General features: G+C 66.0%; 19 protein-coding genes and 1 pseudogene. 7 read left to right on the forward strand and 13 right to left on the reverse strand.

The window, feature by feature from the left end; all coding sequences use genetic code 11:
* Window positions 1-107 precede the first annotated feature (107 nt).
* Window positions 108-881: an IclR family transcriptional regulator gene (locus A5699_RS26615; RefSeq protein WP_067776383.1), complete on the reverse strand. Its 774-nt coding sequence runs from the start codon at window positions 879-881 to the stop codon at window positions 108-110.
* 162 nt (window positions 882-1,043) lie between these two features.
* Here A5699_RS26615 and A5699_RS26620 point away from each other — a divergent pair, with 162 nt between their 5' ends.
* The 3 genes from A5699_RS26620 to A5699_RS26630 are packed head-to-tail and all read left to right on the forward strand — an operon-like array spanning window position 1,044 to window position 3,812.
* Window positions 1,044-1,805 carry a CoA transferase subunit A gene (locus tag A5699_RS26620; RefSeq protein WP_067776385.1) on the forward strand — a complete coding sequence of 254 codons (762 nt, stop codon included), beginning with the start codon at window positions 1,044-1,046 and terminating at the stop codon, window positions 1,803-1,805.
* Complete coding sequence (locus tag A5699_RS26625) at window positions 1,802-2,458, forward strand: CoA transferase subunit B (RefSeq protein WP_067776387.1); 657 nt, start codon at window positions 1,802-1,804, stop codon at window positions 2,456-2,458. Before A5699_RS26620 ends, A5699_RS26625 begins: the two co-directional genes overlap by 4 nt.
* Window positions 2,451-3,812: an MFS transporter gene (locus tag A5699_RS26630; RefSeq protein ID WP_067776390.1), complete on the forward strand. Its 1,362-nt coding sequence runs from the start codon at window positions 2,451-2,453 to the stop codon at window positions 3,810-3,812. Before A5699_RS26625 ends, A5699_RS26630 begins: the two co-directional genes overlap by 8 nt.
* Here the strand turns inward: A5699_RS26630 and A5699_RS26635 are convergent.
* From A5699_RS26635 to fadD3, 5 genes are all read right to left on the reverse strand, one after another.
* Window positions 3,793-4,962 (reverse strand): pyridoxal phosphate-dependent aminotransferase, encoded by a 1,170-nt coding sequence (locus tag A5699_RS26635; RefSeq protein WP_067776395.1) that lies wholly within the window; start codon window positions 4,960-4,962, stop codon window positions 3,793-3,795. The two genes, A5699_RS26630 and A5699_RS26635, sit on opposite strands and share 20 nt — an antisense overlap.
* A gap of 10 nt (window positions 4,963-4,972) precedes the next feature.
* On the reverse strand, window positions 4,973-5,908 hold the full coding sequence (locus A5699_RS26640) for an acyl-CoA dehydrogenase family protein (protein ID WP_067776397.1): 936 nt from the start codon (window positions 5,906-5,908) through the stop codon (window positions 4,973-4,975).
* Window positions 5,905-6,873, reverse strand: coding sequence for an acyl-CoA dehydrogenase family protein (locus A5699_RS26645; protein WP_067776402.1), 969 nt, complete (start codon window positions 6,871-6,873; stop codon window positions 5,905-5,907). Before A5699_RS26645 ends, A5699_RS26640 begins: the two co-directional genes overlap by 4 nt.
* A gap of 73 nt (window positions 6,874-6,946) precedes the next feature.
* Complete coding sequence (locus A5699_RS26650; protein ID WP_067776405.1) at window positions 6,947-8,077, reverse strand: acyl-CoA dehydrogenase family protein; 1,131 nt, start codon at window positions 8,075-8,077, stop codon at window positions 6,947-6,949.
* Window positions 8,068-9,645 (reverse strand): 3-((3aS,4S,7aS)-7a-methyl-1,5-dioxo-octahydro-1H-inden-4-yl)propanoate--CoA ligase FadD3, encoded by a 1,578-nt coding sequence (gene fadD3, locus A5699_RS26655; RefSeq protein ID WP_067776408.1) that lies wholly within the window; start codon window positions 9,643-9,645, stop codon window positions 8,068-8,070. Before fadD3 ends, A5699_RS26650 begins: the two co-directional genes overlap by 10 nt.
* Before the next feature lie 45 nt (window positions 9,646-9,690).
* On the opposite strand from fadD3, the gene ipdE1 reads away from it, so the two are divergent.
* Entirely contained in the window at window positions 9,691-10,845 is a 1,155-nt protein-coding gene (ipdE1, locus tag A5699_RS26660; protein ID WP_067776409.1) for an acyl-CoA dehydrogenase IpdE1, read from the forward strand.
* A complete protein-coding gene (gene ipdF, locus A5699_RS26665) occupies window positions 10,845-11,633 on the forward strand; it encodes a (5R,7aS)-5-hydroxy-7a-methyl-1-oxo-2,3,5,6,7,7a-hexahydro-1H-indene-carboxyl-CoA reductase (protein ID WP_157561464.1) in 789 nt (262 codons plus the stop codon). The genes ipdE1 and ipdF overlap by 1 nt, the downstream gene beginning before the upstream one ends.
* Here the strand turns inward: ipdF and A5699_RS26670 are convergent.
* The 4 genes from A5699_RS26670 to A5699_RS26685 form a co-directional block, all read right to left on the reverse strand.
* Complete coding sequence (locus A5699_RS26670) at window positions 11,588-13,123, reverse strand: cell wall metabolism sensor histidine kinase WalK (RefSeq protein ID WP_067776414.1); 1,536 nt, start codon at window positions 13,121-13,123, stop codon at window positions 11,588-11,590. The genes ipdF and A5699_RS26670 overlap by 46 nt on opposite strands.
* A complete protein-coding gene (locus tag A5699_RS26675; RefSeq protein WP_067776428.1) occupies window positions 13,101-13,805 on the reverse strand; it encodes a response regulator transcription factor in 705 nt (234 codons plus the stop codon). The genes A5699_RS26670 and A5699_RS26675 overlap by 23 nt, the downstream gene beginning before the upstream one ends.
* Before the next feature lie 127 nt (window positions 13,806-13,932).
* Window positions 13,933-15,855 (reverse strand): glycosyltransferase family 39 protein, encoded by a 1,923-nt coding sequence (locus A5699_RS26680; RefSeq protein ID WP_067776431.1) that lies wholly within the window; start codon window positions 15,853-15,855, stop codon window positions 13,933-13,935.
* Window positions 15,856-15,866: 11 nt separating this feature from the next.
* Window positions 15,867-17,132: a bifunctional glycosyltransferase family 2/GtrA family protein gene (locus A5699_RS26685; RefSeq protein WP_067776417.1), complete on the reverse strand. Its 1,266-nt coding sequence runs from the start codon at window positions 17,130-17,132 to the stop codon at window positions 15,867-15,869.
* 86 nt (window positions 17,133-17,218) lie between these two features.
* Here A5699_RS26685 and A5699_RS30370 point away from each other — a divergent pair.
* Window positions 17,219-17,395 (forward strand): annotated as a pseudogene (locus A5699_RS30370) (ATP-binding protein); the annotation flags it as partial.
* 299 nt (window positions 17,396-17,694) lie between these two features.
* Here A5699_RS30370 and A5699_RS26690 read toward each other — a convergent pair.
* The 3 genes from A5699_RS26690 to A5699_RS26700 are packed head-to-tail and all read right to left on the reverse strand — an operon-like array spanning window position 17,695 to window position 20,777.
* Window positions 17,695-19,194 carry a CotH kinase family protein gene (locus tag A5699_RS26690; RefSeq protein ID WP_067776419.1) on the reverse strand — a complete coding sequence of 500 codons (1,500 nt, stop codon included), beginning with the start codon at window positions 19,192-19,194 and terminating at the stop codon, window positions 17,695-17,697.
* Window positions 19,194-19,871: a DUF4956 domain-containing protein gene (locus A5699_RS26695; RefSeq protein ID WP_067776422.1), complete on the reverse strand. Its 678-nt coding sequence runs from the start codon at window positions 19,869-19,871 to the stop codon at window positions 19,194-19,196. Before A5699_RS26695 ends, A5699_RS26690 begins: the two co-directional genes overlap by 1 nt.
* Window positions 19,872-19,895: 24 nt before the next feature.
* Entirely contained in the window at window positions 19,896-20,777 is an 882-nt protein-coding gene (locus A5699_RS26700; RefSeq protein WP_067776425.1) for a polyphosphate polymerase domain-containing protein, read from the reverse strand.
* Window positions 20,778-21,085: 308 nt separating this feature from the next.
* Here A5699_RS26700 and A5699_RS29400 point away from each other — a divergent pair, with 308 nt between their 5' ends.
* On the forward strand, window positions 21,086-21,304 hold the full coding sequence (locus A5699_RS29400; RefSeq protein ID WP_157561465.1) for a hypothetical protein: 219 nt from the start codon (window positions 21,086-21,088) through the stop codon (window positions 21,302-21,304).
* Window positions 21,305-21,440: the final 136 nt, after the last annotated feature.

Genomic DNA, 21,440 nt, shown 5'->3' on the forward strand with positions numbered 1-21,440 from the left:
GGCGATTGTCGCTGAGAAGTCGCTAATAGGCGGGCACATCGGATATCCCGCGCCCTCGCGCACCCAACCGAGACCCACCGAGGCCCGCGGGACCGGCAGTCGGCCGGCTACCGTTTGCGCTTGAGCCGCTGACCGAGTGTATGTGCGGCCAGCAGCAGCGCTTCCCCGAGGGCGGCCTGACGTTGCGCTCCGAAACGCATCTCCACACCGGTCAGGCTCAGCGCCCACATCGGCTGACCGAGCTCGTTGAACACCGCCGCGCCGATACCCCAACTGCCTTCGACGATCAAACCCGGGTTGACCGCGTAGCCCTTGATCCTCGTCTGCTGGATGCGGCGGCGAAGTTGGGCAGCGGAGTGCGTCTCGCCCCACTCCGCGGTCAGGTCAACGCGATCGAGGTAGGCAGTGATCTCCGGGTCCGGCAGGTGCGCCAGCATCACGATTCCCGCCGAGGCGACGCCGAGCGGAAACCGTTTGCCCGGATGCAGGACGTGGGAGCGCAGCGGGAAGCTGCCTTCCTCGGCGCTCACGCAGATGGATTCGTCGCCGCGACGCGCAGACAGAAACGCACTCTCGCCGGTGTCACGCGCCAGCGCTCGCAGGATATCGGTGGCCAGCGGGGCCGCGTCGTACCGCGCTGCGGCCACCGAGCCGAGCAGGTACACCTCCGGACCGAGGAACCACAGCCCGGTGTCGGGCGCCCGGTCGACGAGGCCTTCGCCGGCCAGCGCGGTGAGCATGCGGTGTGCGGTCGCTCGCGGCATGTTCGTCGCCCGGGCGACCTCGGTCGTGGTGACGCCGTCGGAGCGGGCGTCGGCGAGCGCGCGCAGGATCGTCGCAGCCCGCGTGATCACCGGAGTGCCGGATTCACCTTCAGCCACAGTCCCGACTCTAGCGTCCACTGAATGGACGCCAGAGCGGCCCGGTGTCACCTCAGCGGACAGAACGGCGCCGATGGGCCGCCAAGTCTTGCGCTCACCAGCTGATTGATGGTGTCCTCGCCTGGACAAGTCATCCACTGAACAGACGCAGGAGCATCGAGTATGGCCGGTAAGCAGGTGGTTGACGTCCGCGAGGCGGTTGCCGACATCGGTGACGGCGCCTCGCTGGCCGTTGGCGGATTCGGACTCTGCGGCATCCCCGACGGCCTGATCCAGGCCGTGGCCGACGCCGGAGTCGGGAACCTTTCGGTGTACTCCAACAATTGCGGCGTCGACGGTGTGGGTCTCGGCGTGCTGCTGGGGCTGGGCCGCATCAGCCGCGTCACCGCCTCCTATGTGGGAGAGAACAAGGAGTTCGCCCGGCAGTACCTGGCCGGCGAGCTCGAGGTTGAGCTGACGCCGCAGGGCACGCTCGCCGAGCGGCTGCGAGCCGGCGGGGCCGGAATCCCGGCGTTCTACACCCCGGCCGGGGTGGGCACGTTGGTCGCCGACGGCGGGTTGCCCTGGCGCTACGCGGCCGACGGTTCGGTCGCCGTCGCCTCACCCCCCAAGGAGACCCGCGAGTTCGACGGGCGTCGCTACGTGCTGGAGACCGGCATCCACGCCGATTTCGCCCTGGTACACGCCGCCGTGGGGGACACCCAGGGCAACCTGGTGTTCGACAAGACCGCGATGAACTTCAACCCGTTGGTCGCGATGGCCGGCCGGATCACCATCGCCGAGGTCGAAAAGCTGGTCGAGCCAGGTGAATTGGACCCCGAGCAGGTCCACCTCCCCGGTGTCTTCGTGCAGCGCATCGTCGAGACGGGGCCGCAGGAACAACGGATCGAGAAGCGCACCGTGCGCGAGGAGGTGTCGGCATGACAGATTCGGTGATCACCAAGGGCTGGACCAGGTCACAGATGGCCGCCCGTGCGGCACAGGAACTGTCCGACGGGCAGTACGTCAACCTCGGCATCGGTCTGCCCACGCTCATTCCCGGATACCTCGACCGCGATGTGCACGTGACGTTGCACTCGGAGAACGGGATCCTGGGCACCGGCCCATACCCAACCGCCGACGAGATCGACGCCAACCTGATAAACGCCGGCAAAGAGACGGTGACCATACTCCCGGGTGCCGCATTCTTCGATTCGGCGTTGTCCTTCGGGATGATTCGCGGCAGCCACATCGACGTCGCGGTGCTGGGCGGCATGCAGGTTTCGCGGTTCGGCGACCTGGCGAACTGGATGGTGCCGGGCAAGATGGTCAAGGGCATGGGCGGCGCGATGGACCTCGTGCACGGTGCCGGGCGCGTCATCGTGTTGATGGAACACGTCGACAAGTCCGGACAGCCGAAGATCGTCGAGAGTTGCACGCTGCCGTTGACCGGCGAACGGGTCGTGCATCGCATCATCACCGACCTTGCGGTCATTGACGTCACCGGAGACGGCACCTTGACACTGGTCGAAACCGCACCGGATCTCACTTTCGACGATGTTCAGGACGCGACCGGTGCCACACTGACGCATGCCTGAAAGTGAGTCTGCGTACCGGCCCTCGGGGCTGGGCCGTGTCGTCGCCGCGTCGATGGCCGGCACGGTGGTGGAGTGGTACGAGTTCTTCCTGTACGGCACTGCCGCCACCCTGGTGTTCAGCAAGGTGTTCTTCCCCGGGATCGGTAGCGAGCTCGACGCGATCCTGGCCGCGTTCCTCACCTACGCGGTAGGTTTCGTCGCACGCCCGTTGGGCGGCATCGTGTTCGGGCACTTCGGCGACAAGTACGGCCGCAAGAAATTGCTGCAGTTCTCGTTACTGCTGGTCGGCGTCGCCACGTTCTTGATGGGATGCCTGCCGACGTACGACCAGATCGGCTATTGGGCGCCCGCCCTGCTGGTGGTACTGCGCTTTTTGCAGGGTTTCGCGGTCGGCGGTGAATGGGGCGGGGCGGTGCTCCTGGTCGCCGAACACAGCCCGAACCGCAGCCGCGGTTTTTGGGCCAGTTGGCCACAGGCCGGTGTGCCGGTCGGCAACATGCTGGCCACCGTCGTGCTGTTGGCGCTGACCGCAACGTTGTCCGACGCGGACTTCCTGTCCTGGGGTTGGCGGGTGGCGTTCTGGCTCTCGGCCGTGGTCGTGCTGATCGGGTACTACATCCGGACCCAGGTCACCGACGCCCCGATCTTCGTTGTGGCACAACGGGAAGCCGAGCAGATCAAGGCGTCGTCGTTCAGTGCCGTCGAGGTGTTGCGCCGGTATCCGCGCGGCGTCCTGACCGCGATGGGGCTGCGGTTTGCGGAGAACATCATGTACTACCTGGTGGTCACGTTCTCCATCACCTATCTGAAGGTGCACGCGCACGCCGACACCGACTCGATCCTGCTGTGGTTGCTGGTCGCACACGCGGTGCATCTTGTGGCCATCCCGCTCGTCGGCGCGCTGTCCGACCGCTTCGGGCGTCGACCGGTATATCTCGTCGGTGTGCTCGGCACCGGGGCGTGGGGGTTCTTCGCCTTCCCGATGATGGACAGTCACGACAATGTCGTCATCCTGTCGGCGATCGTGCTCGGCCTGGTCTTCCACGCCTTCATGTACGCCCCGCAGCCGGCGTTGATGTCGGAGATGTTCCCCACCCGGATGCGATATTCCGGTGTCTCCCTTGGCTATCAGGTGACGGCCATTGTCGCGGGATCACTTGCGCCGGTCATCGCGGTGCGCCTGTTGGCCGAGTTCCACTCGTCGGTACCGATTGCGATCTATCTGGCCGGCGCCGCGGCCGTCACCCTCGTGGCGTTGGCGTTCGCCCGGGAGACCAAGGGCGTGGATCTGGCCGACGTCGATGCCGCCGACGTAGAAGCCGTCGAAGGTGGCGTCACCGCGAAGTCGACGTAGGAAGCCACGACCCGATGCGGCGCAGCGCCTCGTCGATGTCGCTCGTCGGCCCGGCAAACGACAGTCGCACATAGGAGCCGCCACGCACGGTGTCGAAGTCGATGCCCGGAGCGATGGCAACGCCGGTGTCGGCCAACAGTTTCGAACACCAGGCCAGCGAATCGTCGGTGTGATCGCTGACATCGGCGTAGACGTAGAAGGCACCATCGGTCGGGGCGAGCCGATCGATGCCGATGCCACGCAACCCATCGAGCAGCAATGTGCGGTTCTCGGCGTAGTGCGACAGCAGACCGTCGGCCTCGGCCAGTGACTCCGGCGAGAACGCGGCCACCGCGGCATGCTGGGCCAGCGCCGGCGGACAGATGGTGAAGTTGCCCGTGAGCCGGTCGACGGCCCGCTGTAACTCGGTGGGCACCAGCAGCCACCCCAACCGCCAGCCCGTCATCGCGAAGTACTTCGAGAAACTGTTGACCACCACGGCATTCCGTGAGGTCTCCCACGCGCAGCTGGTCGCCGGGGCGCCGGGATAGACCAGACCGTGGTACACCTCGTCGCTGATCAGGCGCACGCCGGTCTCGTCACACCAGCGAGCGATCGCGGCCAATTCCTCGGGCGGGATGACGGTGCCGGTCGGGTTGGCCGGACTGGCGACGATGACGCCGGCGACCGGGGGATCGAGCGCCTCGAGCATCGCGACCGTCGGTTGGAATCGGGTTTCGGGGCCGCACGGCATCTCGATGACCTCGCAGCCGAGCGCGGTCAGGATGTTGCGGTAACAGGGGTAGCCGGGGCTGGCGATCGCCACGCGATCACCGACGTCGAAGCAGGCCAGGAATGTCAGCAGGAACCCGCCGGAGGAGCCGGTGGTGAGCACCACCTCGTCGACGCTGACGTCGACGCCGTACTTTCGGTACGACGCGGCGATCTCGGCGCGCAGCTCGGGGAGACCGAGCGCGACGGTGTAACCGAGCGAACCCTGATTCAGCGCAGCGACGGCGGCGTCGCGTACCGCCGTCGGTGCCCCGGCGCTGGGCTGCCCGGCCGAGAGGTTGACGAGGTCGCCGTGCGAGCGTTGGCGTTCGTCGGCGGCCAGCCACACGTCCATGACGTGAAACGGCGGGATCCCGGCTCGCAGTGCGACGTCGACCATGTCCTGCAGGCTAGAACACTTCGGCTTCGAGCCGGCGCAGATGCTCGCGCGGCGGTCCCAACAGCTGCGCGCTGCCGTGAGCGCGCTTGAAGTACAGCTGGATGTCGCTTTCCCAGGTGATCGCGATGCCGCCGTGCATCTGGATGGCCTCGGCGGTCACCGCGGACAGGGCCTCGCTGGCGAAGTAGCGGGCCAGCGACGCCGTGGCCGGTGACGGGGCCGCGATGGCGTCGTTGATGACGGCGCGTGCGGCGGACACCTTGACGTACAGGTCGGCCATCCGGTGCTTGAGCGCCTGGAAGCTGCCGATGGCGCGGCCGAACTGCACCCGGTCCTTGGTGTAGGCGACGGTGAGGTCCAGGCAGCGTGATGCGGCACCGATCTGTTCGGCGGCCATCAGCAGGGCCGCGGTGTCGGCCAGGCCGGGGTCGGCGCCGAGGACGACGGTGTCGCCGGGGATCACCGCGGACAGCCGACGGGTCAGATCCATGGTGGTCTTGGGCGTGGCGGTGAATGTGGTCCAGCGCGTGAGGTTTTCCCCGTCAGCGCCGATGACGATATCGGCCACGTCACCGTTGATCACGTATTCGGGATCGAAGGCGACGGTGCCGATGGACGTGCCTTCGGCCAACTCTTCGAGCGGCTCGTGCACCTCGACCGCAAGCAGGGCCAGCTCGGCGAGCGTGGTGCCCAGCAGGGGGGTGGGCACCAGGGCTTTGCCGAGCTCTTCGAGAACCACTGCGGCGTCGGCGAGTTCGCCTCCGGCGCCGCCGAGTTCCTCGGGAACCACCAGGGCGGCCGCGCCGACCTGCTCACACAACAGGGTCCACAGTTTCTCGTCGTAACCACGTTCGGATTCCATCGCCGTGCGCACGGCCTCGGGGGAGGCGTGCTTGTCAACGAGGGCGGCGACGGTTTCGCGCAGCAGTTGCCGTTCTTCACTCACGAGAGGGCCTCCAACAGTCGACGGCGGTGCGTGGTCGGATCGCCCCAGGCACTGCGCAACGCCTGCACGCGCAGCAGTGACAGGGACAAGTCGTGTTCCTGGGTGAATCCGATGGCGCCGTGGGTCTGCAGCGCCGAACGGGCGGAGAGCAAGGCAGCGTCGGCGGCAGCCACCTTGGCGGCGCTCACATCGCGGGCGGTGTCTGGCGAACCCTCGGCCAACGACAGTGCCGCTCCGTAGACCAGGGGGCGGGCCAGCTCGACAGCGATGTGCACGTCGGCCAGCTTGTGCTTGATGGCCTGGTAGGAGCCGATGATCCGGCCGAACTGAGACCGCTGCTTGGCGTACTCGACGGACTGATCGAGCATCGCCTGCCCGGCGCCCACCAGTTGGGCGGCGGTGGCCAGCACGCCGAACTCGTAGGCCCGTGCGGTGTCTGCCGACTGGGTGTCGCCGGATGCGGTGACGTCGAACAGCTTTCGGGTGGGGTCGACGGAATCGTGAGCAGCCCCGGCCTGAACGTCAATGCTGGCGTCGCCGACCTGTCCGTCGGCGGCCAGCAGCGTCAACCCGGCAAAATCGGCGTTGACGGCCCGTGGCGCCTGGGGAGGCATGGCGACGGTGGCGATCAACTCACCCGAGGCAAGTTGTGCCGATCTTTCATCGTTCGCCAGGAGAATCGGAGCCACGGCGATCGACTCGGTCACCGGTCCGGGCACGGCCCAGTAACCCAACCGCTCCATGGCGACGGCGAGGTCGACGGGGCTGGCTTCGATGCCGTCGAACTTCTCGGGCACCAGCAGCGCGGTCACCCCAAGGTCGGTCAACTGTGCCCATACTTTGCGGCCGGGGGCGGTGTCGCCGTCACCCCAGGCGCGCACGGCGGCCGGTACGTCGGCAGCGCCCAGCGCGGCGTCGATGCTGGCCGCGAAGTCCCGCTGCTGTTCGTCGATCTCGAAGTTCATGCCTCGGCTCCCACTCGCTCCGGTCCTCGCTCGTTCCTCGCTGCGATCCTCACTCGCGGTCGTCCTCGGGTGTTCACTTCGGCTCCCGGGGCAGGCCAAGAAGGCGCTCGGCAATGATGTTGCGCTGAATCTCGTTGGTGCCGGCGTAGATCGGGCCGCCAAGCGCAAACAGCAGCCCTTCGGTCCAGCTGTCTGCGAGCTCGGCGTCAGGGCCCTGCAGATCCAGCGCAGTTTGGTGGAGGGCGACGTCCAGATCGGACCAGAACACCTTGGTCACCGAGGACTCGGCGCCCAGCTCGCCGCCGTTGGCCAGCCGGGTCACCGTGCCGAAGGTGTGCAGCCGGTAGGCCTGGGCCTTGATCCAGGCGTCGGCGACGCGGTCAGTGAACACCGGATCGGGGTTTTCTTTCCACAGCGAAACCAGGCGCTCGGCCGGTGCCAGGAAGCGGGCCGGGCTGCGCAGCGACATGCCGCGCTCGTTGCTCGACGTGCTCATCGCCGCGCGCCAGCCCTCGTGCACGCCGCCGATCACGTCGTTGTCGGGCACGAACACGTCGTCGAGGAAGATCTCGCCGAATCCGGTGTCCCCGCCGAGTTGGGCGATCGGCCGCACGGTGATGCCGGGTGCCTTGAGGTCGAACATGAAGTAGGTCAGGCCCTTGTGGCGCTGCGCCTCCGGGTCCGAGCGGAACAGGCCGAAGCCGCGCTCACCGAACGGGGCGCGTGAGCTCCAGATCTTCTGTCCGTTGAGTTTCCAGCCGCCGTCAACCTTGGTCGCCGTCGAACGCAGCGAGGCCAGGTCGCTGCCCGACTCAGGCTCGGACCAGGCCTGGGCCCAGATCTCCTCGCCGCTGGCCATTTTCGGCAGCACCCGCTGCAGCTGCTCTTCGGTGCCGTGGGCGAACAGTGTCGGGGCCAACATGGCGGTGCCGTTGGCACTGGCCCGCCCCGGTGCGCCGGCGTGGAAGTACTCCTCCTCGAACACCACCCACTGCAGCAGAGTGGCGTCGCGGCCGCCGTATTCCTTGGGCCAGGCGATCACCGACAGCCCGGCGTCGAAAAGCACCTTGTCCCAACGACGGTGCTGCTCGAAACCCTCGAGCGTGTCGTACGACTTCGTCGGGAACGAATCCCGGTTGGCCGTCAGGAATTCGCGGACCTCGGCCCGAAAGGCCTCGGTCTCCTCATCGAATGTCAGGTCCATTGCACCCCTTCTCGGGTCCCTTTGCTGCGCAGCACCGGTTTGATCACTTTGCCGCCGGGATTTCGCGGCAGCACGTCGAGGAACTCCACCGACCGCGGCACCTTGAAGTTGGCCAGATGCTCACGGGTGTGGGCGATCACGGCGGTCTCGTCGAGCGTGGAGCCGGGCTTGAGGACGACGAAGGCCTTGCCCACTTCGCCGAGCCGCTCGTCGGGAACGCCGATCACCGCGGTCTCGGCCACCCCGTCCAGACGGGCCAGCACCTGCTCGATCTCGGCCGGGTACACATTGAACCCGCCGCAGATGTACATGTCCTTGAGCCGGTCGGTGATGGTCAGGTTGCCGCGCTCGTCGAGCTTGCCGATGTCGCCGGTGTGCAGCCAGCCGTCGGCGTCGATGGCGGCCGCGGTCGCCTCGGGATCGTCGAGGTAGCCGAGCATGACGTTCGGCCCACGCAGCAGTACCTCGCCCGAATCGTCCAGCCGCAGCTCGAAGTCGGCGATCGGCCGGCCGCAGGTGGTGGCCACCGTCACGGCGTCGTCGTCGGCCCGGCACATGGTGCCGAACCCGGCCGCCTCGGTCAGCCCGTAGGCGGTCAGCACGATGTCGATGTCGAGCTCGGACTGCATCCGCTCGATCAGCACCACTGGCACCACGGCCGCGCCGGTGACCGAGAATCGCAGAGACGACAGGTCGTAGTCAGCGCGTTTCGGATGGTCCAGCAGGGTCTGGAATATGGTCGGCGGGCCGGGAAGCACGGTGATGCGCTGTTCGGCAATGGTTTTGAGGGTCTGCTCGGCGTCGAAGGTGAGCATCGGGTACAACGTGGCGCCGGTCTGCAGGCAGGCCAGGATGCCGGCCTTGTAGCCGAAGTTGTGGAAGAACGGGTTGATGCACAGGTACCGGTCGGTGCTCGTCACCTGACCGCACTCGGCCCACGCGGCCGAGCCGTCCAACGACTGTCGATGCGCACATCGCACGCCCTTGCTGCGTCCGGTGGTGCCGGAGGTGAACAGGATGTCGGAGACATCGTCGGGCTGCACCGCCGCGGCGCGGGCGTCGACAGCCTCCAGGGCGCCGTCGTTGTCGCCGCGGGCGACGAACTCGTCCCAGGTGCCGTCGTCTTTCTCGATCGGTACCCGCACGATGTGGCGCAACGCGGGCAGGGCGGCGCGGTCGAGTTCTGCGGTCTTGTCTGCACCGAGGAACTCGCCGGAGGCGATCAGCAACGGCGCCTCGGTGCGGGCCAGGATGTCGGCAGCCTCGCTGGCGGTGTAGCGGGTGTTGAGCGGCACCATCTGCGCGCCCGCATAGTGCGTGGCCAGACACGCCACCACCCAGTGCCAGGTGTTCGGCGACCAGATCGCCACCCGGTCACCGGGTTCGACACCGAGATCGATCATCGCTGCCGCGGCCTGACGCACCTGTGCGCGCAGTTCCGAATAAGTGAGACGCCGGTCAGGACTGACCAGCGCATCGTGGTCGGAAAACTGCACGGCAACCCGGTCGAGCACCGCGGGCACGGTGCGACGATCTTGCCCCGCAATCGGGTGGTGTGCCCAGGCCATCGACTCCCCTAACAAAGCAAGTGCTTGGTAGGTTAGCCTACAGGGGTGATAGAGGTCCAGGAGTTCCGGGCCGAGGTCCGGCAGTGGCTCGCAGACAATCTCGTAGGCGAATTCGCAGCGCTCAAGGGCCTAGGTGGACCGGGGCGTGAGCACGAAGCTTTCGAAGAGCGCCGCGCGTGGAATCAGCATCTGGCCGCCGCGGGATTGACCTGCCTCGGTTGGCCCGTCGAGCACGGCGGTCGCGGGCTGTCGGTTGCGCACCGCGTCGCCTTCTACGAGGAGTACGCCCGCGCCAACGCGCCGGACAAGGTCAACCACCTGGGCGAGGAGCTGCTCGGGCCGACGCTCATCGAGTACGGCACCCCCGAGCAGCAGCAGCGGTTCCTGCCCAAGATCCTCGACGTCACCGAGCTGTGGAGCCAGGGTTACTCCGAGCCCAACGCCGGCAGTGACCTGGCCAACGTGGCGACGACGGCCGAGCTCGATGCGGAGGGTGAACAGTGGCACATTAATGGCCAGAAGGTGTGGACGTCGCTGGCCCACTGGGCGCAGTGGTGCTTCGTGGTGGCGCGGACGGAGAAGGGCTCCAAGCGGCACGCCGGCCTGTCCTATCTGCTGGTGCCGCTCGATCAGCCCGGCGTCGAGATCCGCCCGATCATCCAGCTCACCGGAGACTCCGAGTTCAACGAGGTGTTCTTCGACGATGCCCGGACCGACGCCTCGCTGGTGGTCGGTCAGCCCGGTGACGGCTGGCGCGTGGCGATGGGCACGCTGACCTTCGAGCGCGGCGTGTCCACGCTCGGGCAGCAGATACGCTATGCCCGTGAGCATTCCAACCTCGTCGAACTGGCCAAGCGCACCGGCGCGGCCGACGATCCGCTGATCCGTCAGCGGTTGACCGAATCCTGGACCGGTCTGCAGGCCATGCGGTCGTATGCGCTGGCCACCATGGACGTCGAGCAACCGGGCCAAGACAACGTTTCGAAGTTGTTGTGGGCCAACTGGCATCGCGAACTCGGCGAGATCGCCATGGACGTGCAGGGAACGGCCGGGCTGGCGCTGCCTGAGGGTGAATTCGACGAGTGGCAGCGGCTGTATCTGTTCTCGCGGTCGGACACCATCTACGGCGGGTCGAACGAGATTCAGCGCAACATCATCGCCGAGCGGGTGCTCGGCCTACCCCGAGAGGCTAAGGGCTGATGGATCTTTCGGTAGCACCCAACGAGGTCGAAGGCCACGGCCTGCTCAAGGGCAAAGTTGTTCTGGTGACCGCCGCCGCTGGTACCGGCATCGGCTCGTCGACCGCGCGCCGCGCCCTGCTGGAAGGCGCCGACGTCGTGGTGTCCGACTACCACGAACGGCGCCTGAACGAGACCCGTGATCAGCTGGCCGAACTCGGCCTGGGTCGGGTCGAGGCCGTGGTCTGCGACGTCACCTCCACCGAGGCGGTCGACGCGCTGATCGCCCGGTCGGTCGAAAAGATGGGCCGCCTCGACGTTTTGGTCAACAACGCCGGACTGGGTGGCGAGACCCCGCTGGTCGACATGACCGACGACGAGTGGGATCGCGTCCTCAACGTCACGCTGAACTCGGTCATGCGGGCCACCCGCGCCGCGCTGCGCTACTTCCGCGGCGTCGAGCACGGCGGCGTCATCGTCAACAACGCCAGCGTTCTCGGTTGGCGCGCACAGCACTCCCAGTCGCACTACGCCGCGGCCAAGGCCGGCGTCATGGCACTGACCCGGTGCAGTGCCATCGAAGCCGTCGAATACGGCGTCCGCATCAACGCCGTCTCGCCGAGCATCGCGCGGCACAAGTTCCTCGAGAAGTCGGCCGACGCGGCCTTGCTGGACCGGCTGTCCTCGGACGAGGCGTTCGGCCGCGCAGCCGAGCCGTGGGAGATCGCCACCACGATCGCCTACCTGGCCAGCGATTACTCGAGTTACCTGACCGGCGAGGTCATCTCGGTTTCCAGCCAGCGGGCCTGATCACTGGGAAGTGTGACGGTAAACGCGGTTTCCCCTGGGCGGCTGCGGACCTCGACGGACCCGTTGTGTGCTTTGACGAGTGCGGAGACGATGGCCAGGCCGAGCCCGGTACTGCCGGCGCGGCGTGAGCGGGAAGAGTCGCCGCGGGCGAAGCGTTCGAAAATCTCGGACTGCTGGTGGTCCGGGATGCCGGGCCCGTTGTCGTTGACGGTCAAGACCACCTGGTCGTCGGTCGCAAAGCTCAACGAGGTGTGGACACGGGTTCCCGGTGGCGTGTGCACGCGTGCATTCGACAGCAGGTTGGCCAGCACCTGATGGAGTCGCAGTCGATCTCCCACCACGACGACAGGCTCGTCTGGCACATCGACCGACCAACGGTGATCCGGTCCGGCGACGTGGGCGTCGCTCACGGTGTCCACTGCGAGCTGGCACAGATCCACCTGCTCGTGGTCGAGCGGGCGCCCGGCGTCCACCCGGGCCAGCAGGAGCATGTCCTCCACCAGTTGGCTCATGCGTTTGGATTCGACGTCGACGCGTGTGACGGCATAGGCGAGGTCATCGGGAATCGCCGGAAGTTCGCGCCTGGCCAGTTCGATGTAGCCGCGGATACAGGCCAGGGGAGTGCGCAATTCATGGCTGGCATCGGCCACGAACTGACGGACCCGGGTCTCGCTGGCATGACGGACCGCCAATGCATCGGCTATCCGGTCGACCATCCGGTTGAAGGCCGCCGCGAGCTGTCCCAGTTCGGTGTGGGTCGACTCGGGGTTGACCGGTACCACGGGCGTGGGCAGATGGACCTCGCCGTGCACGAGGTCGAGCTGGGCGACGTTGTGTGCGGCGTTCGCGATTTGAGACAACGGGGTGAACTGGCGCCGGATGATCACCGTACCCACCGCGGCGGCCAGCCCCAGCGCGACCGCTGCCACCGCACTGAAGAACCCGAGGATTGTCAGTAGGGTGCTGTGCAACCCAGCCATAGGTAAGCCGGCCACCACGATATTTCCATCCTCGGCTGCGACGCCGGCCAAAGCGTAGTCGCCCAGACCGTCGAGGTCGATCTCCACCCGGCGGCCTTCGGTGACATCGGCAAGCTGGCGGAGGGCGTTCGGCGACAGCGCCCTTCGGGTGCCGTCGGACCCGATCACCGCGGCTTCTATCACCCGGCCGTCGGCGATCACTGCGCCGACGGTGTCCACCGACTGCCCGGGGCCGTCGAGGAACAGCGGGCCCGGGCCGGCGTACCGCTCGAACGGTGGGGATCCGTGATTGTAGAAAACTGACGAGCGCTCAACGGTTTCCATCACTTGACGGTCGAGCTGTTGGTGCAGGAAGCGATTCATCGCCAGCAGGGTTCCGGCTCCGATGCCGGCGCAGACAAAGATCAGGAGGGCCATGAGCGCCACGAGTAGCCGAGTCTGCAGGGCCCAGGTCCGTGGACTGCGCAGCCGAATGAGCAGGGAGCGTTCAGCGTGCGGGTTTGAGGACATATCCGGTTCCGCGGAGGGTATGGATCATGGGGGAGCGGTTGGCATCGATCTTGCGACGCAGATAGGAGATATACAGCTCGATGACGTTGGAGCGACCGTCGAAATCGTAGTTCCACACCTGCTCGAGGATCTGACCTTTGGTCAGCACCCGACGGGCATTGCGCATCATGTACCTGAGTAGTTCGAATTCACGTGCTGTCAAATGGATTTCCTCGCCGGCACGGATGACCTCGTGACTGTCCTCATCGAGGATGAGATCACCAACGATGAGTTTGGCCTCCCCGGTGTCCTCCGATATGCCGGTGCGCCGCATCAGGGCACGGAGTCGCAGTACCAACTCCTCGACGCTGAATGGCTTCGTCACATAGTCGTCGCCCCCGGCAGTGAGCCCCGCAATGCGATCCTCAAGTGACTCCCTCGCGGTCAAAAGAAGAACCGGCAGCTTGGGTTGCGCTTCCCGCAACTGACGTAGCACCTCGAGGCCGTTGATATCGGGCAGCATGATGTCCAGAACGACGACGTCGGGTGGAGCGTGCCGGAACTGGCGGATTGCGGATGCACCGTCCTCGGCGGTGGATACCCGCCATCCCTCGTAGCGCACCGCCATGGACACCAGTTCGGTCAGGCCGGGCTCATCATCGACGACCAGTACGTGAATGGGACTGCCGTCGGCTCGTGTCATCATCGCCCGGGTAGCGGGCACGATGTGCGGTTCGGGCGCGGTGGGCGGACAATGGACATCGGAATGCGGCACTATCAGATTGTCGTGAGTTCTCTTATGGGCCGACTGTGCTCACTCTATGGCGTAGCTATGAGAGGTCGTACACGGCAACACCGTCGACGTCGATCGCAGTGAAATGCTGCTTGACCCAATCCTCGATGTGTTCAGCCTCACTGGATCCGTCACGTCCGGGCGGTGCGGGGGATTGTCCGTGAGAGCCCTCGCCGGGCCGGCCGGGCAGCCCCAGGCCGGCCGAGGGGATGTAGTAATGGATGCGCCCGTCGGCGACGTATTGCTGGAACTGCTGCAGGGTGGGTGCCGGATCGCCGGAGCCGAAACCGCCGAGCGCCATGACCGGGCGGTCGGTGGCCAGCTGGTAGTAGGCGGCTTCGGTCGAGCCCGGTACTGCGGCAACCCAGGTGTAGGAGTAGGCATCCGCTGAAAGCTCTTGCGTCAGAGCGTCTGACACCTTTGCCTCCGACGCCGAGCCCGGCGATTGAGTAGGCCCGAACCCAGGCATGCCGGAGCCGGAGATCTGAGGTCCGGCGGTGATCACTCCACCGGTGTGCGTGGTATTGACGGTCTGGATGCAATAGGCCAGCGGACCGGCCAACGCGGCGGCGATCGCCACCACTGCGGCCGCATTCCTCAGGCCGGTCCGATGCGCGCCGGCGGCCACCAGACCGACTGCGGCCGTGATGGCCGCACCGAGGATGATCCAGCGCAACCAGCCCACGAAATCCGGTGTGCGGCTCAACAAAACCCACGCCCAGATTCCGGTAGCCAACGTTACCGTGGCCAAGGTGCCGACTGCCCAGACATGTTCACGACGACGACAGAGGGTGGCACTGCCGATACCGACCAGCGCTGCCACCGCGGGTGCCAGTGCCACGGTGTAGTAGTCGTGGAACAGCCCCGACATGTAGCTGAACACCGCGGCGGTGCCCAGCAGCCACCCGCCCCAGACGAGATACTGAGCTCGGTCACGGTCGGTCCGGGTACGGCGCCGGTACACGATCAGCCCCGTGACGAGCAGGATCAGGGCCGCGGGTAGCAGCCAGGAGATCTGAGCGCCGGACTCGCCGGTGAACAACCGGGTGATACCGGCCTGCCCGAACGGATGGAATCCTCCCCCGGCCGGGTCCGGACCCGGTGCGCCGGCCGGCATCGAATGCTCGCCACCACTCAACCGACCCAGCCCGTTGTAGCCGAAGGTGAGGTCCAGGAAGCTGTTGTTGCTCGAGCCGCCGATATAGGGCCTATCGTCTGCCGGCCACAGTTCCACCAGCAGGACCCACCAGCCGGCCGTGGCCACCGTGGCCGCCAGGCCGGCCATGAGCTGAGCCAGCCGGGTGAGCAATCGGGACGGTTGGCCCGCGATCAGATAGGTCATCGCCAGTGCCGGTATCACCAACAGCACCTGCAGCTGTTTGGTGAGAAATCCCAGGCCCAGCAGGGCGCCGCACAGCACCAGCCAGCGGGTGCGCCCGTCGGCCACGGCCCGCAACAGCGTCCAAACCGCTGCGATCATCACGAACACCAGCAGGGCGTCGGGATTGTTGTAGCGGAACATCAAGGTGGCCACCGGCGTCAAGGCCAGCACCAATCCGGCGATCAACCCGGCTCCCGGGCCGAACTGTTTCTTGACGATCGCGTAGAGCAAAGCCACCGATGCCACGCCCAGGAGCACCTGAGGCAGCAGGATCGACCAAGTGTTGACGCCGAAGATCCGGGCCGCGATCTCCATCGGCCACAAGGCGGCCGGCGGTTTGTCCACCGTGATGGCGTTGGCGGCATCGGAGGACCCGAACAGGAACGCCTTCCAGCTTTTCGTTCCTGCCTGTACGGCCGCGGAGTAGAAGGCGTTGGCCCATCCGTTTCGGCCCAGTCCGATACACCAGAAGACCGCGGTCGCAGTCAATAGCAGGGCCAGGGCCGGCCGATCCCAGCGAGGGTCAGGATGATCCGAGCCGGAGGTCACCGGGGTCTGGGACTCGGCGACTTCGGCCATGGTGCTCACGATCATTTTCCGGTTACGTCGTTCTGGTCACGATTGGGGTGAAAGACCCACCCGCGCAACAGGGTGAACCGCAGCACGGTGGCCGTGAGGTTGGCCGCGATCAGCACTCCCAGCTCCAGCCAGTGCGGGGTCGGATGCACCAGTGCGTGCATTGCGGCCAGCGATCCGCTGGTCAGGGCGAGCGCCAGGCCGAAGACCGCCAGCCCCTCGGCGTGGTGGCGCCCGGCGCCTGTGCTCCCGCGAACCCCAAAGGTGAACCGCCGGTTGGCTGCGGTGTTGGCAATTGCGGTGACCAACAACGCGATCAGATTGGCGCCCTGTGCGCCGAGGCTGGCGTGCAGCGCGGCGAAGATGAGCAGATAGGCCACTGTCGAGAGCACGCCGATGGCGGCGAAACGCACCACCTGCCGCAGCAGGCTGCGCGGTGCGGCTGCGCGCGCAGATCCCAGCTGAGCACCGATCTCGCGAACCGGGATGTCCCCGGTGGCAAAACCTTTCAGCATCCGGGCGATGCCCTTGAGATCAGCCGTTGCCGTTGCCACGATGTCGACCGTGCTGTCGGGGTCATCGATCCAATCCACCGGTACCTCATGGATCCGCAGGCCGGATCGTTCGGCAAGGACCAGCATCTCGGTATCGAAGAACCAGCCGGTGTCAGCGACGTGAGGCAGCAGCTTGGCAGCGACATCGGCACGGATGGCCTTGAATCCGCACTGCGCATCGGAGAACTTCGCAGCCAGGGTGGAGCGCAGGATGAGGTTGTAGCAGCGTGAGATCACCTCGCGTTTCGCGCCCCGGACCACGCGGGAGTCTCTTGCCAGTCGGGTTCCGATGGCGACATCGGAATGCCCGGAGATCAGCGGTGCCACCAACGGTTGCAGTGCGGCGAGGTCGGTGGACAGGTCCACGTCCATGTAGGCCAGCACAGGTGCATCCGAGGTCGACCACACCGCATTGAGCGCACGGCCGCGGCCTTTCTGCTCCAGGCGGACCACCCGCACCCCTTCGAGTTCCTCGGCCAGCTGGGCAGCGATCTCGGGTGTCCGGTCGGTGCTGGCGTTGTCGGCGATGGTGATGCGCGCCGAGTACGGCAGCGTTTCGGAGAGATAGCGGTGCAGCCGGCGCACCGATGCGGCGAGCGCGGTCTGCTCGTTGTAGACGGGCACCACGACGTCGACGACGGGGACACCGCGCTCGCGGGCTTCGGTCACGGCGTCGGGACGAGCTGACACCGGGGAGATTGGGGTATCAACGATCAACTCGGTCATGACACCATGGTCTGCCGATGGGGTGGGCGGACCATGGGCTTTGGCTATGCGTCTGCTATGAAGCCGCCGCGGCGCGTTTGGCCACGGCCCGGGTCTCCACACGATTCACTCGCGGGACGACCTCCGACGGTGGTACCAGGCTAGGATTGGCGATCGCCCGGTGGGCGGTCGAATTACACAGTGGTTCAATAGAAGTGATGGATTCCAGGGCGGGATGCCGGATCCGGGTGATCATCCCGGCGCAGGGTGGGGAGCAGGCATGACAGCGACTGGCCCAGGGGTTGCCGGGGTTCCGGTACCGCCACTGGTCGGGCCGGCGCTGCCGCTTCGAGCAGACCGGCCAGCTCGACGCCGAGTACCTGTCTGGGCCGTCCTCCGATATCGACCCGGCCCTGCATCGGCTTCCGGCGTCGGTGCGTGAATGCGTGAGCGCGCGGCGGCACGATCGAACCCCCGTACGTGTTCAATATGTTGCGGGCTCGGGCCGATCGCCCGGTGGCGGGGGATCGGCCCGAGCACTGCTCGGCGTACTGGAGCTATCCGCAGTACCGGTGAAGGGTGGTCATTCTGCGCGTGCCTTCTCCAGCGCCGCCACCCGCTTGTCGATCCATTGGCGCATCGAGTCGACCTGCTCGTTGAGCTCCTGCTCGGTGAGACCATCGGTGAGCGGAATGGTCGCCGCGATCTGGTCGAGCAGGGTGTGCGCCTGGCCATCGGCGTACATCTGGTCATACAGCGCCCAGTAGGCATCGTCGTAGGTCTGGGCCCACGCCTTCGAATCGCGGAACCGATCCTTGAGCTGGTTGCCACCCAGCATCTGCTTGGGTCCGTTGCCGTCTCCGCCCGGACCGGGTCCCATGCCGGGAGGACCCTGCCCACCCGGAGGTCCGTCCTCGGGGTGCTCCGGCAGTTTCATCTGCACTTTCTCATCGGGACGGACATCGGGCTCGCCCATCATCGCCAGGTTGAGGTCCCAGGAGATGACAGAGATCTTCTTGGTGCCCAGGTCGTACCAGAGGTAGTAGTTTTGTCCGGGGCCGCCCATGTCGTCGCCGTTGGCCAGTAGGTTCTGGGTAGCCAGGTAGCGGGCCAGCGAGTCCACGTCCACCCAGTCGCCCAGATGGACATCGAACTCTTCCTGGTCGGCACGGTCCAGCCATTGCAGGAAGTTGATGATCGGCTGCAGGTTGCCGTTGTCGACGGAGTTGATCTGCTTGAACTGGTCGGCGTACCTGGACTGGTCGGTGCCGCTGAACTCCAGGCGTGAACTCGCATCGGCCTTGTACAGATATCCGTCGGAGTCGAACAGAGTGTTCCCGTAGGTCTCGTCGGGGTGTTCCAAGAGCAGCCGGGTGGTGGTCTTGCCGTTGAAGGTGTATGTCGCGTAGGCGTAACGCTGGGTGGGCTGGCCGGTGGCGGCGGTCAGGGACAACGCCAGCGACTCGTTGAGCACCGGGGTGCCGGGCCGCACCGACAACTCGGTCATTCCCTGATAGCCGCGACCTTCGGCGTTCTCGTTGAAACTGATCAGCAGCGGCAATGACGTCGGGTCATCTGCGGAGGCCTGCATGTACTTCATGGTCTTCATGAACTCGTCATCCGGGGGCGGCCCTGCGCCGTCGCGCATTTCCGGCGCCATGTGCCCGTCCCCGCGCAGGCCCATCAGGGTCGAGTTGCCCTTCAGTCGCACCGCGACGTCGCTGATGGTGGTGCCGTCGATGGTGAAGTCGGCGTTCACCCACTTCTTCGCGCCGTCTTTTACGTAGGCCGAGAGCATGTCGTTGTACTCGGCATCGGTGAGATTGATCGTCAGTGTGTGCCCGACGCTGCTGTCGAACAGATCGACCGTGCCGGTGATGTTGTTGGTGATGGGGGAGGTCATCACGCTGACATCGCTGGAGATGTAGGGGCGGATGACAGTCTGGCCGAACGCCGCCATCAGCCCAACGGTGGCCACGACGAGCAGCGCGAGCAGTTTCCAGTGCTGCCGCAGCCGGGTGGGCAATCGGTGGACGAATCGCCGCCGAGGCGGCGATTCGTCGCGTGGGTTGGGCTCGGTCATCAGATGTCGGTCTGGTCGTATCCGGTCAGTACGGTCACGCGCTGTCCGGTGTTCACTGCGCCAAGTGCCGCGATCAACTCGCTGCCCTTGCGGCCCTTCTTCAGCCGGGCCGTGTAGTAGAGCTCGACCAGTGCTCCGGAGCGAGCGGATTCCGTTGACACCAGCTCGAATTCGGAGCAGAAATCGATCAGGACATCCTCGACGCGTGCGGTGTACTCCGGCTCGGGCGGCACCTGGACCTTGACCACCTGGCGCTGCACGTCCAGGGAGAACCAGTTGAACCGGTACATGATCAGCAGCACCAGGCAGATGACCACGGTGGCCACGACGGCCAGCAGGTAGAAGCGGGTGCCCGTGGTCATGCCGACGGCCATCGCCAGGAAGATGAAGCCCACATCGCGGGTTTCCTTGATGGCGTTGCGGAATCGGATCACCGACAGCGCGCCGACAAGGGCGAAGGCACGGGCGATGTTGGACCCGACGACCAGCATGATCACCGAGATCACCATGCAGACCATCACCAGGGTCTGCACGTAGGACTGGCTGTAGGAGACGTTCTTATGGGTGTAGCGGTAGACCCAGCCGATTATCGACGCCAGGACGAACGACAATGCCAATGAGGCGGCAACGTCGAACACCGTGAACGTCCCGCTGAGATCCTGCAGGTCGATGGTCATGCTCTTCCTTTATGTGAGTGTGGATTACAAACCGGTGGTGAGGAGTTCGTCGGGGTCGGGCATGGCCAGCTCCGGTGCCCCGGCTATCGAGCGTGGGGCCAGTCCGAAGGCCTGCACCGACTGGCAGTACTTCGAGACCCGGATGACCGACATATCGGCCCGGGCCGCGAGATCGGTGACCCAGTACGGCACCCGCTCGTTGGCCTTGAACTCCACGATCGCGAGTTTGGGCGGGATGATGTAGCGGTTGGGAGCCCCGGAGGCGAAATAGAAATCCCGATCGCGACCGTGCACCTTGTGGTCGATGGTGACCCGCAGGCCCAGATCGGCGTCCTGGCCCACGAAGGCTTCGCGCAGGTAACCGGTGGTGACCACCGGGCGAAGGTCGAGGTTGCCGATGAGCATGGTCACCTCGTCGACGAACGGACGTTCGGACGGATCGCAGGAGATCTCTTCGCGGTCGTCCAGCCAGCTCCTGGCCACCCCGTAGGGCAGGGCGATGCGCCGCTTCTGGGTGACGCGATTGACCCGCTGCTTGATCTCGACCTGCACCGATGTCTCGTCGGTGCATTCGGCCGGGTCGCCGTACAGCCGCATGCGCAGCTTGCGCCGGAACTTCAGCCCCTCCATCTTCTCCCAGTAGAACCGCAGGTCGGGGGTGTCGTAGTACAGCGAGGTCACCGGGTAGCCACCACGGGGGGAGAACGGGTCGGATCCCATATGGGCCGTGAGCTGCTCGCGCAGGGCCGGAACCTTCATCTCGTCGAGCAGGTACTTGATCTCATAGCGGTTGAATGAATGCAGCCGGCTGGCGGTTTGCTGGTACCCGGTGGGCTTGGTGGGTACGTCCTCGGGCGGCTGCTCACCGCCGGTGGCGCGTTTGGAGAACCGGTCGAACACGCTCATTGCTTACCGTCATCTTTCCTTCTGATTCACAGTTAGTTCATCTAGCAGACCATGGGAAGCTATGAGTAGCGTGTGAGGCGGATAGCTGCCGGCTATTCGCTGTGACCGGCAATGCGGGTTGGCCCTGCTGCTGTGATCAACGAAACATATTGCGGCTCATTGGTTTCCAATGCCGTGCATAGCGGTCGCATAAGGTGGTCATAGTGCGCCAACCGTGACATATCCGTTGCGGGGATGAGATCGCGCCGGGCCAGAGTCTTGGCGTGCAAGCGGTGCCATTCGGGCGCCGCGCATTGAAAGGAAACACGATGAGGTCTCGTCCGCGCCGGATTCTCGGTGGCATCGCGGTGTTCGGCGTATTGTCCGTCGCTGCAATGGGATTCGGCGGAATTGCCAATGCTGCCCCGCCTCCGCCGCCCGGGCCGGGCCCGGCTCCCGCGCAGCAGTGTGCACCGGCGCAGCCCTGCCCGCCGCCCGCACCCGCGCCGGCCCCGGGGCGTCCCGGGGCTCCCGGCCCGATCCGCTGATCTTGAACGGGGGTGGGGGGGGGGCGGCCCCCCCCCCCCCCCAGACAACCGACAAGGAGATGGCACAAAAAAAAAAAAAAACGGAAAAAAAAGACCAGCCCAAGGGCCCACAAACGGCCACGGAAGACCGCGAAGC

It is taken from the genome of Mycobacterium sp. E802 (assembly GCF_001666875.1).
Taxonomy (GTDB): domain Bacteria; phylum Actinomycetota; class Actinomycetes; order Mycobacteriales; family Mycobacteriaceae; genus Mycobacterium.

Coding starts and splice junctions, on each gene's coding strand:
- A5699_RS26620 (WP_067776385.1), top strand. CDS start 1,044: ATGGCCGGTAAGCAGGTGGTTGACGTCCGCGAGGCGGTTGCCGACATC.
- A5699_RS26625 (WP_067776387.1), top strand. CDS start 1,802: ATGACAGATTCGGTGATCACCAAGGGCTGGACCAGGTCACAGATGGCC.
- A5699_RS26630 (WP_067776390.1), top strand. CDS start 2,451: ATGCCTGAAAGTGAGTCTGCGTACCGGCCCTCGGGGCTGGGCCGTGTC.
- A5699_RS26635 (WP_067776395.1), bottom strand. CDS start 4,962: ATGGTCGACGTCGCACTGCGAGCCGGGATCCCGCCGTTTCACGTCATG.
- A5699_RS26645 (WP_067776402.1), bottom strand. CDS start 6,873: ATGAACTTCGAGATCGACGAACAGCAGCGGGACTTCGCGGCCAGCATC.
- A5699_RS26650 (WP_067776405.1), bottom strand. CDS start 8,077: ATGGACCTGACATTCGATGAGGAGACCGAGGCCTTTCGGGCCGAGGTC.
- fadD3 (WP_067776408.1), bottom strand. CDS start 9,645: ATGGCCTGGGCACACCACCCGATTGCGGGGCAAGATCGTCGCACCGTG.
- ipdF (WP_157561464.1), top strand. CDS start 10,845: ATGGATCTTTCGGTAGCACCCAACGAGGTCGAAGGCCACGGCCTGCTC.
- A5699_RS26670 (WP_067776414.1), bottom strand. CDS start 13,123: ATGTCCTCAAACCCGCACGCTGAACGCTCCCTGCTCATTCGGCTGCGC.
- A5699_RS26675 (WP_067776428.1), bottom strand. CDS start 13,805: ATGACACGAGCCGACGGCAGTCCCATTCACGTACTGGTCGTCGATGAT.
- A5699_RS26680 (WP_067776431.1), bottom strand. CDS start 15,855: ATGGCCGAAGTCGCCGAGTCCCAGACCCCGGTGACCTCCGGCTCGGAT.
- A5699_RS26685 (WP_067776417.1), bottom strand. CDS start 17,132: ATGACCGAGTTGATCGTTGATACCCCAATCTCCCCGGTGTCAGCTCGT.
- A5699_RS26690 (WP_067776419.1), bottom strand. CDS start 19,194: ATGACCGAGCCCAACCCACGCGACGAATCGCCGCCTCGGCGGCGATTC.
- A5699_RS26695 (WP_067776422.1), bottom strand. CDS start 19,871: ATGACCATCGACCTGCAGGATCTCAGCGGGACGTTCACGGTGTTCGAC.
- A5699_RS26700 (WP_067776425.1), bottom strand. CDS start 20,777: ATGAGCGTGTTCGACCGGTTCTCCAAACGCGCCACCGGCGGTGAGCAG.
- A5699_RS29400 (WP_157561465.1), top strand. CDS start 21,086: ATGAGGTCTCGTCCGCGCCGGATTCTCGGTGGCATCGCGGTGTTCGGC.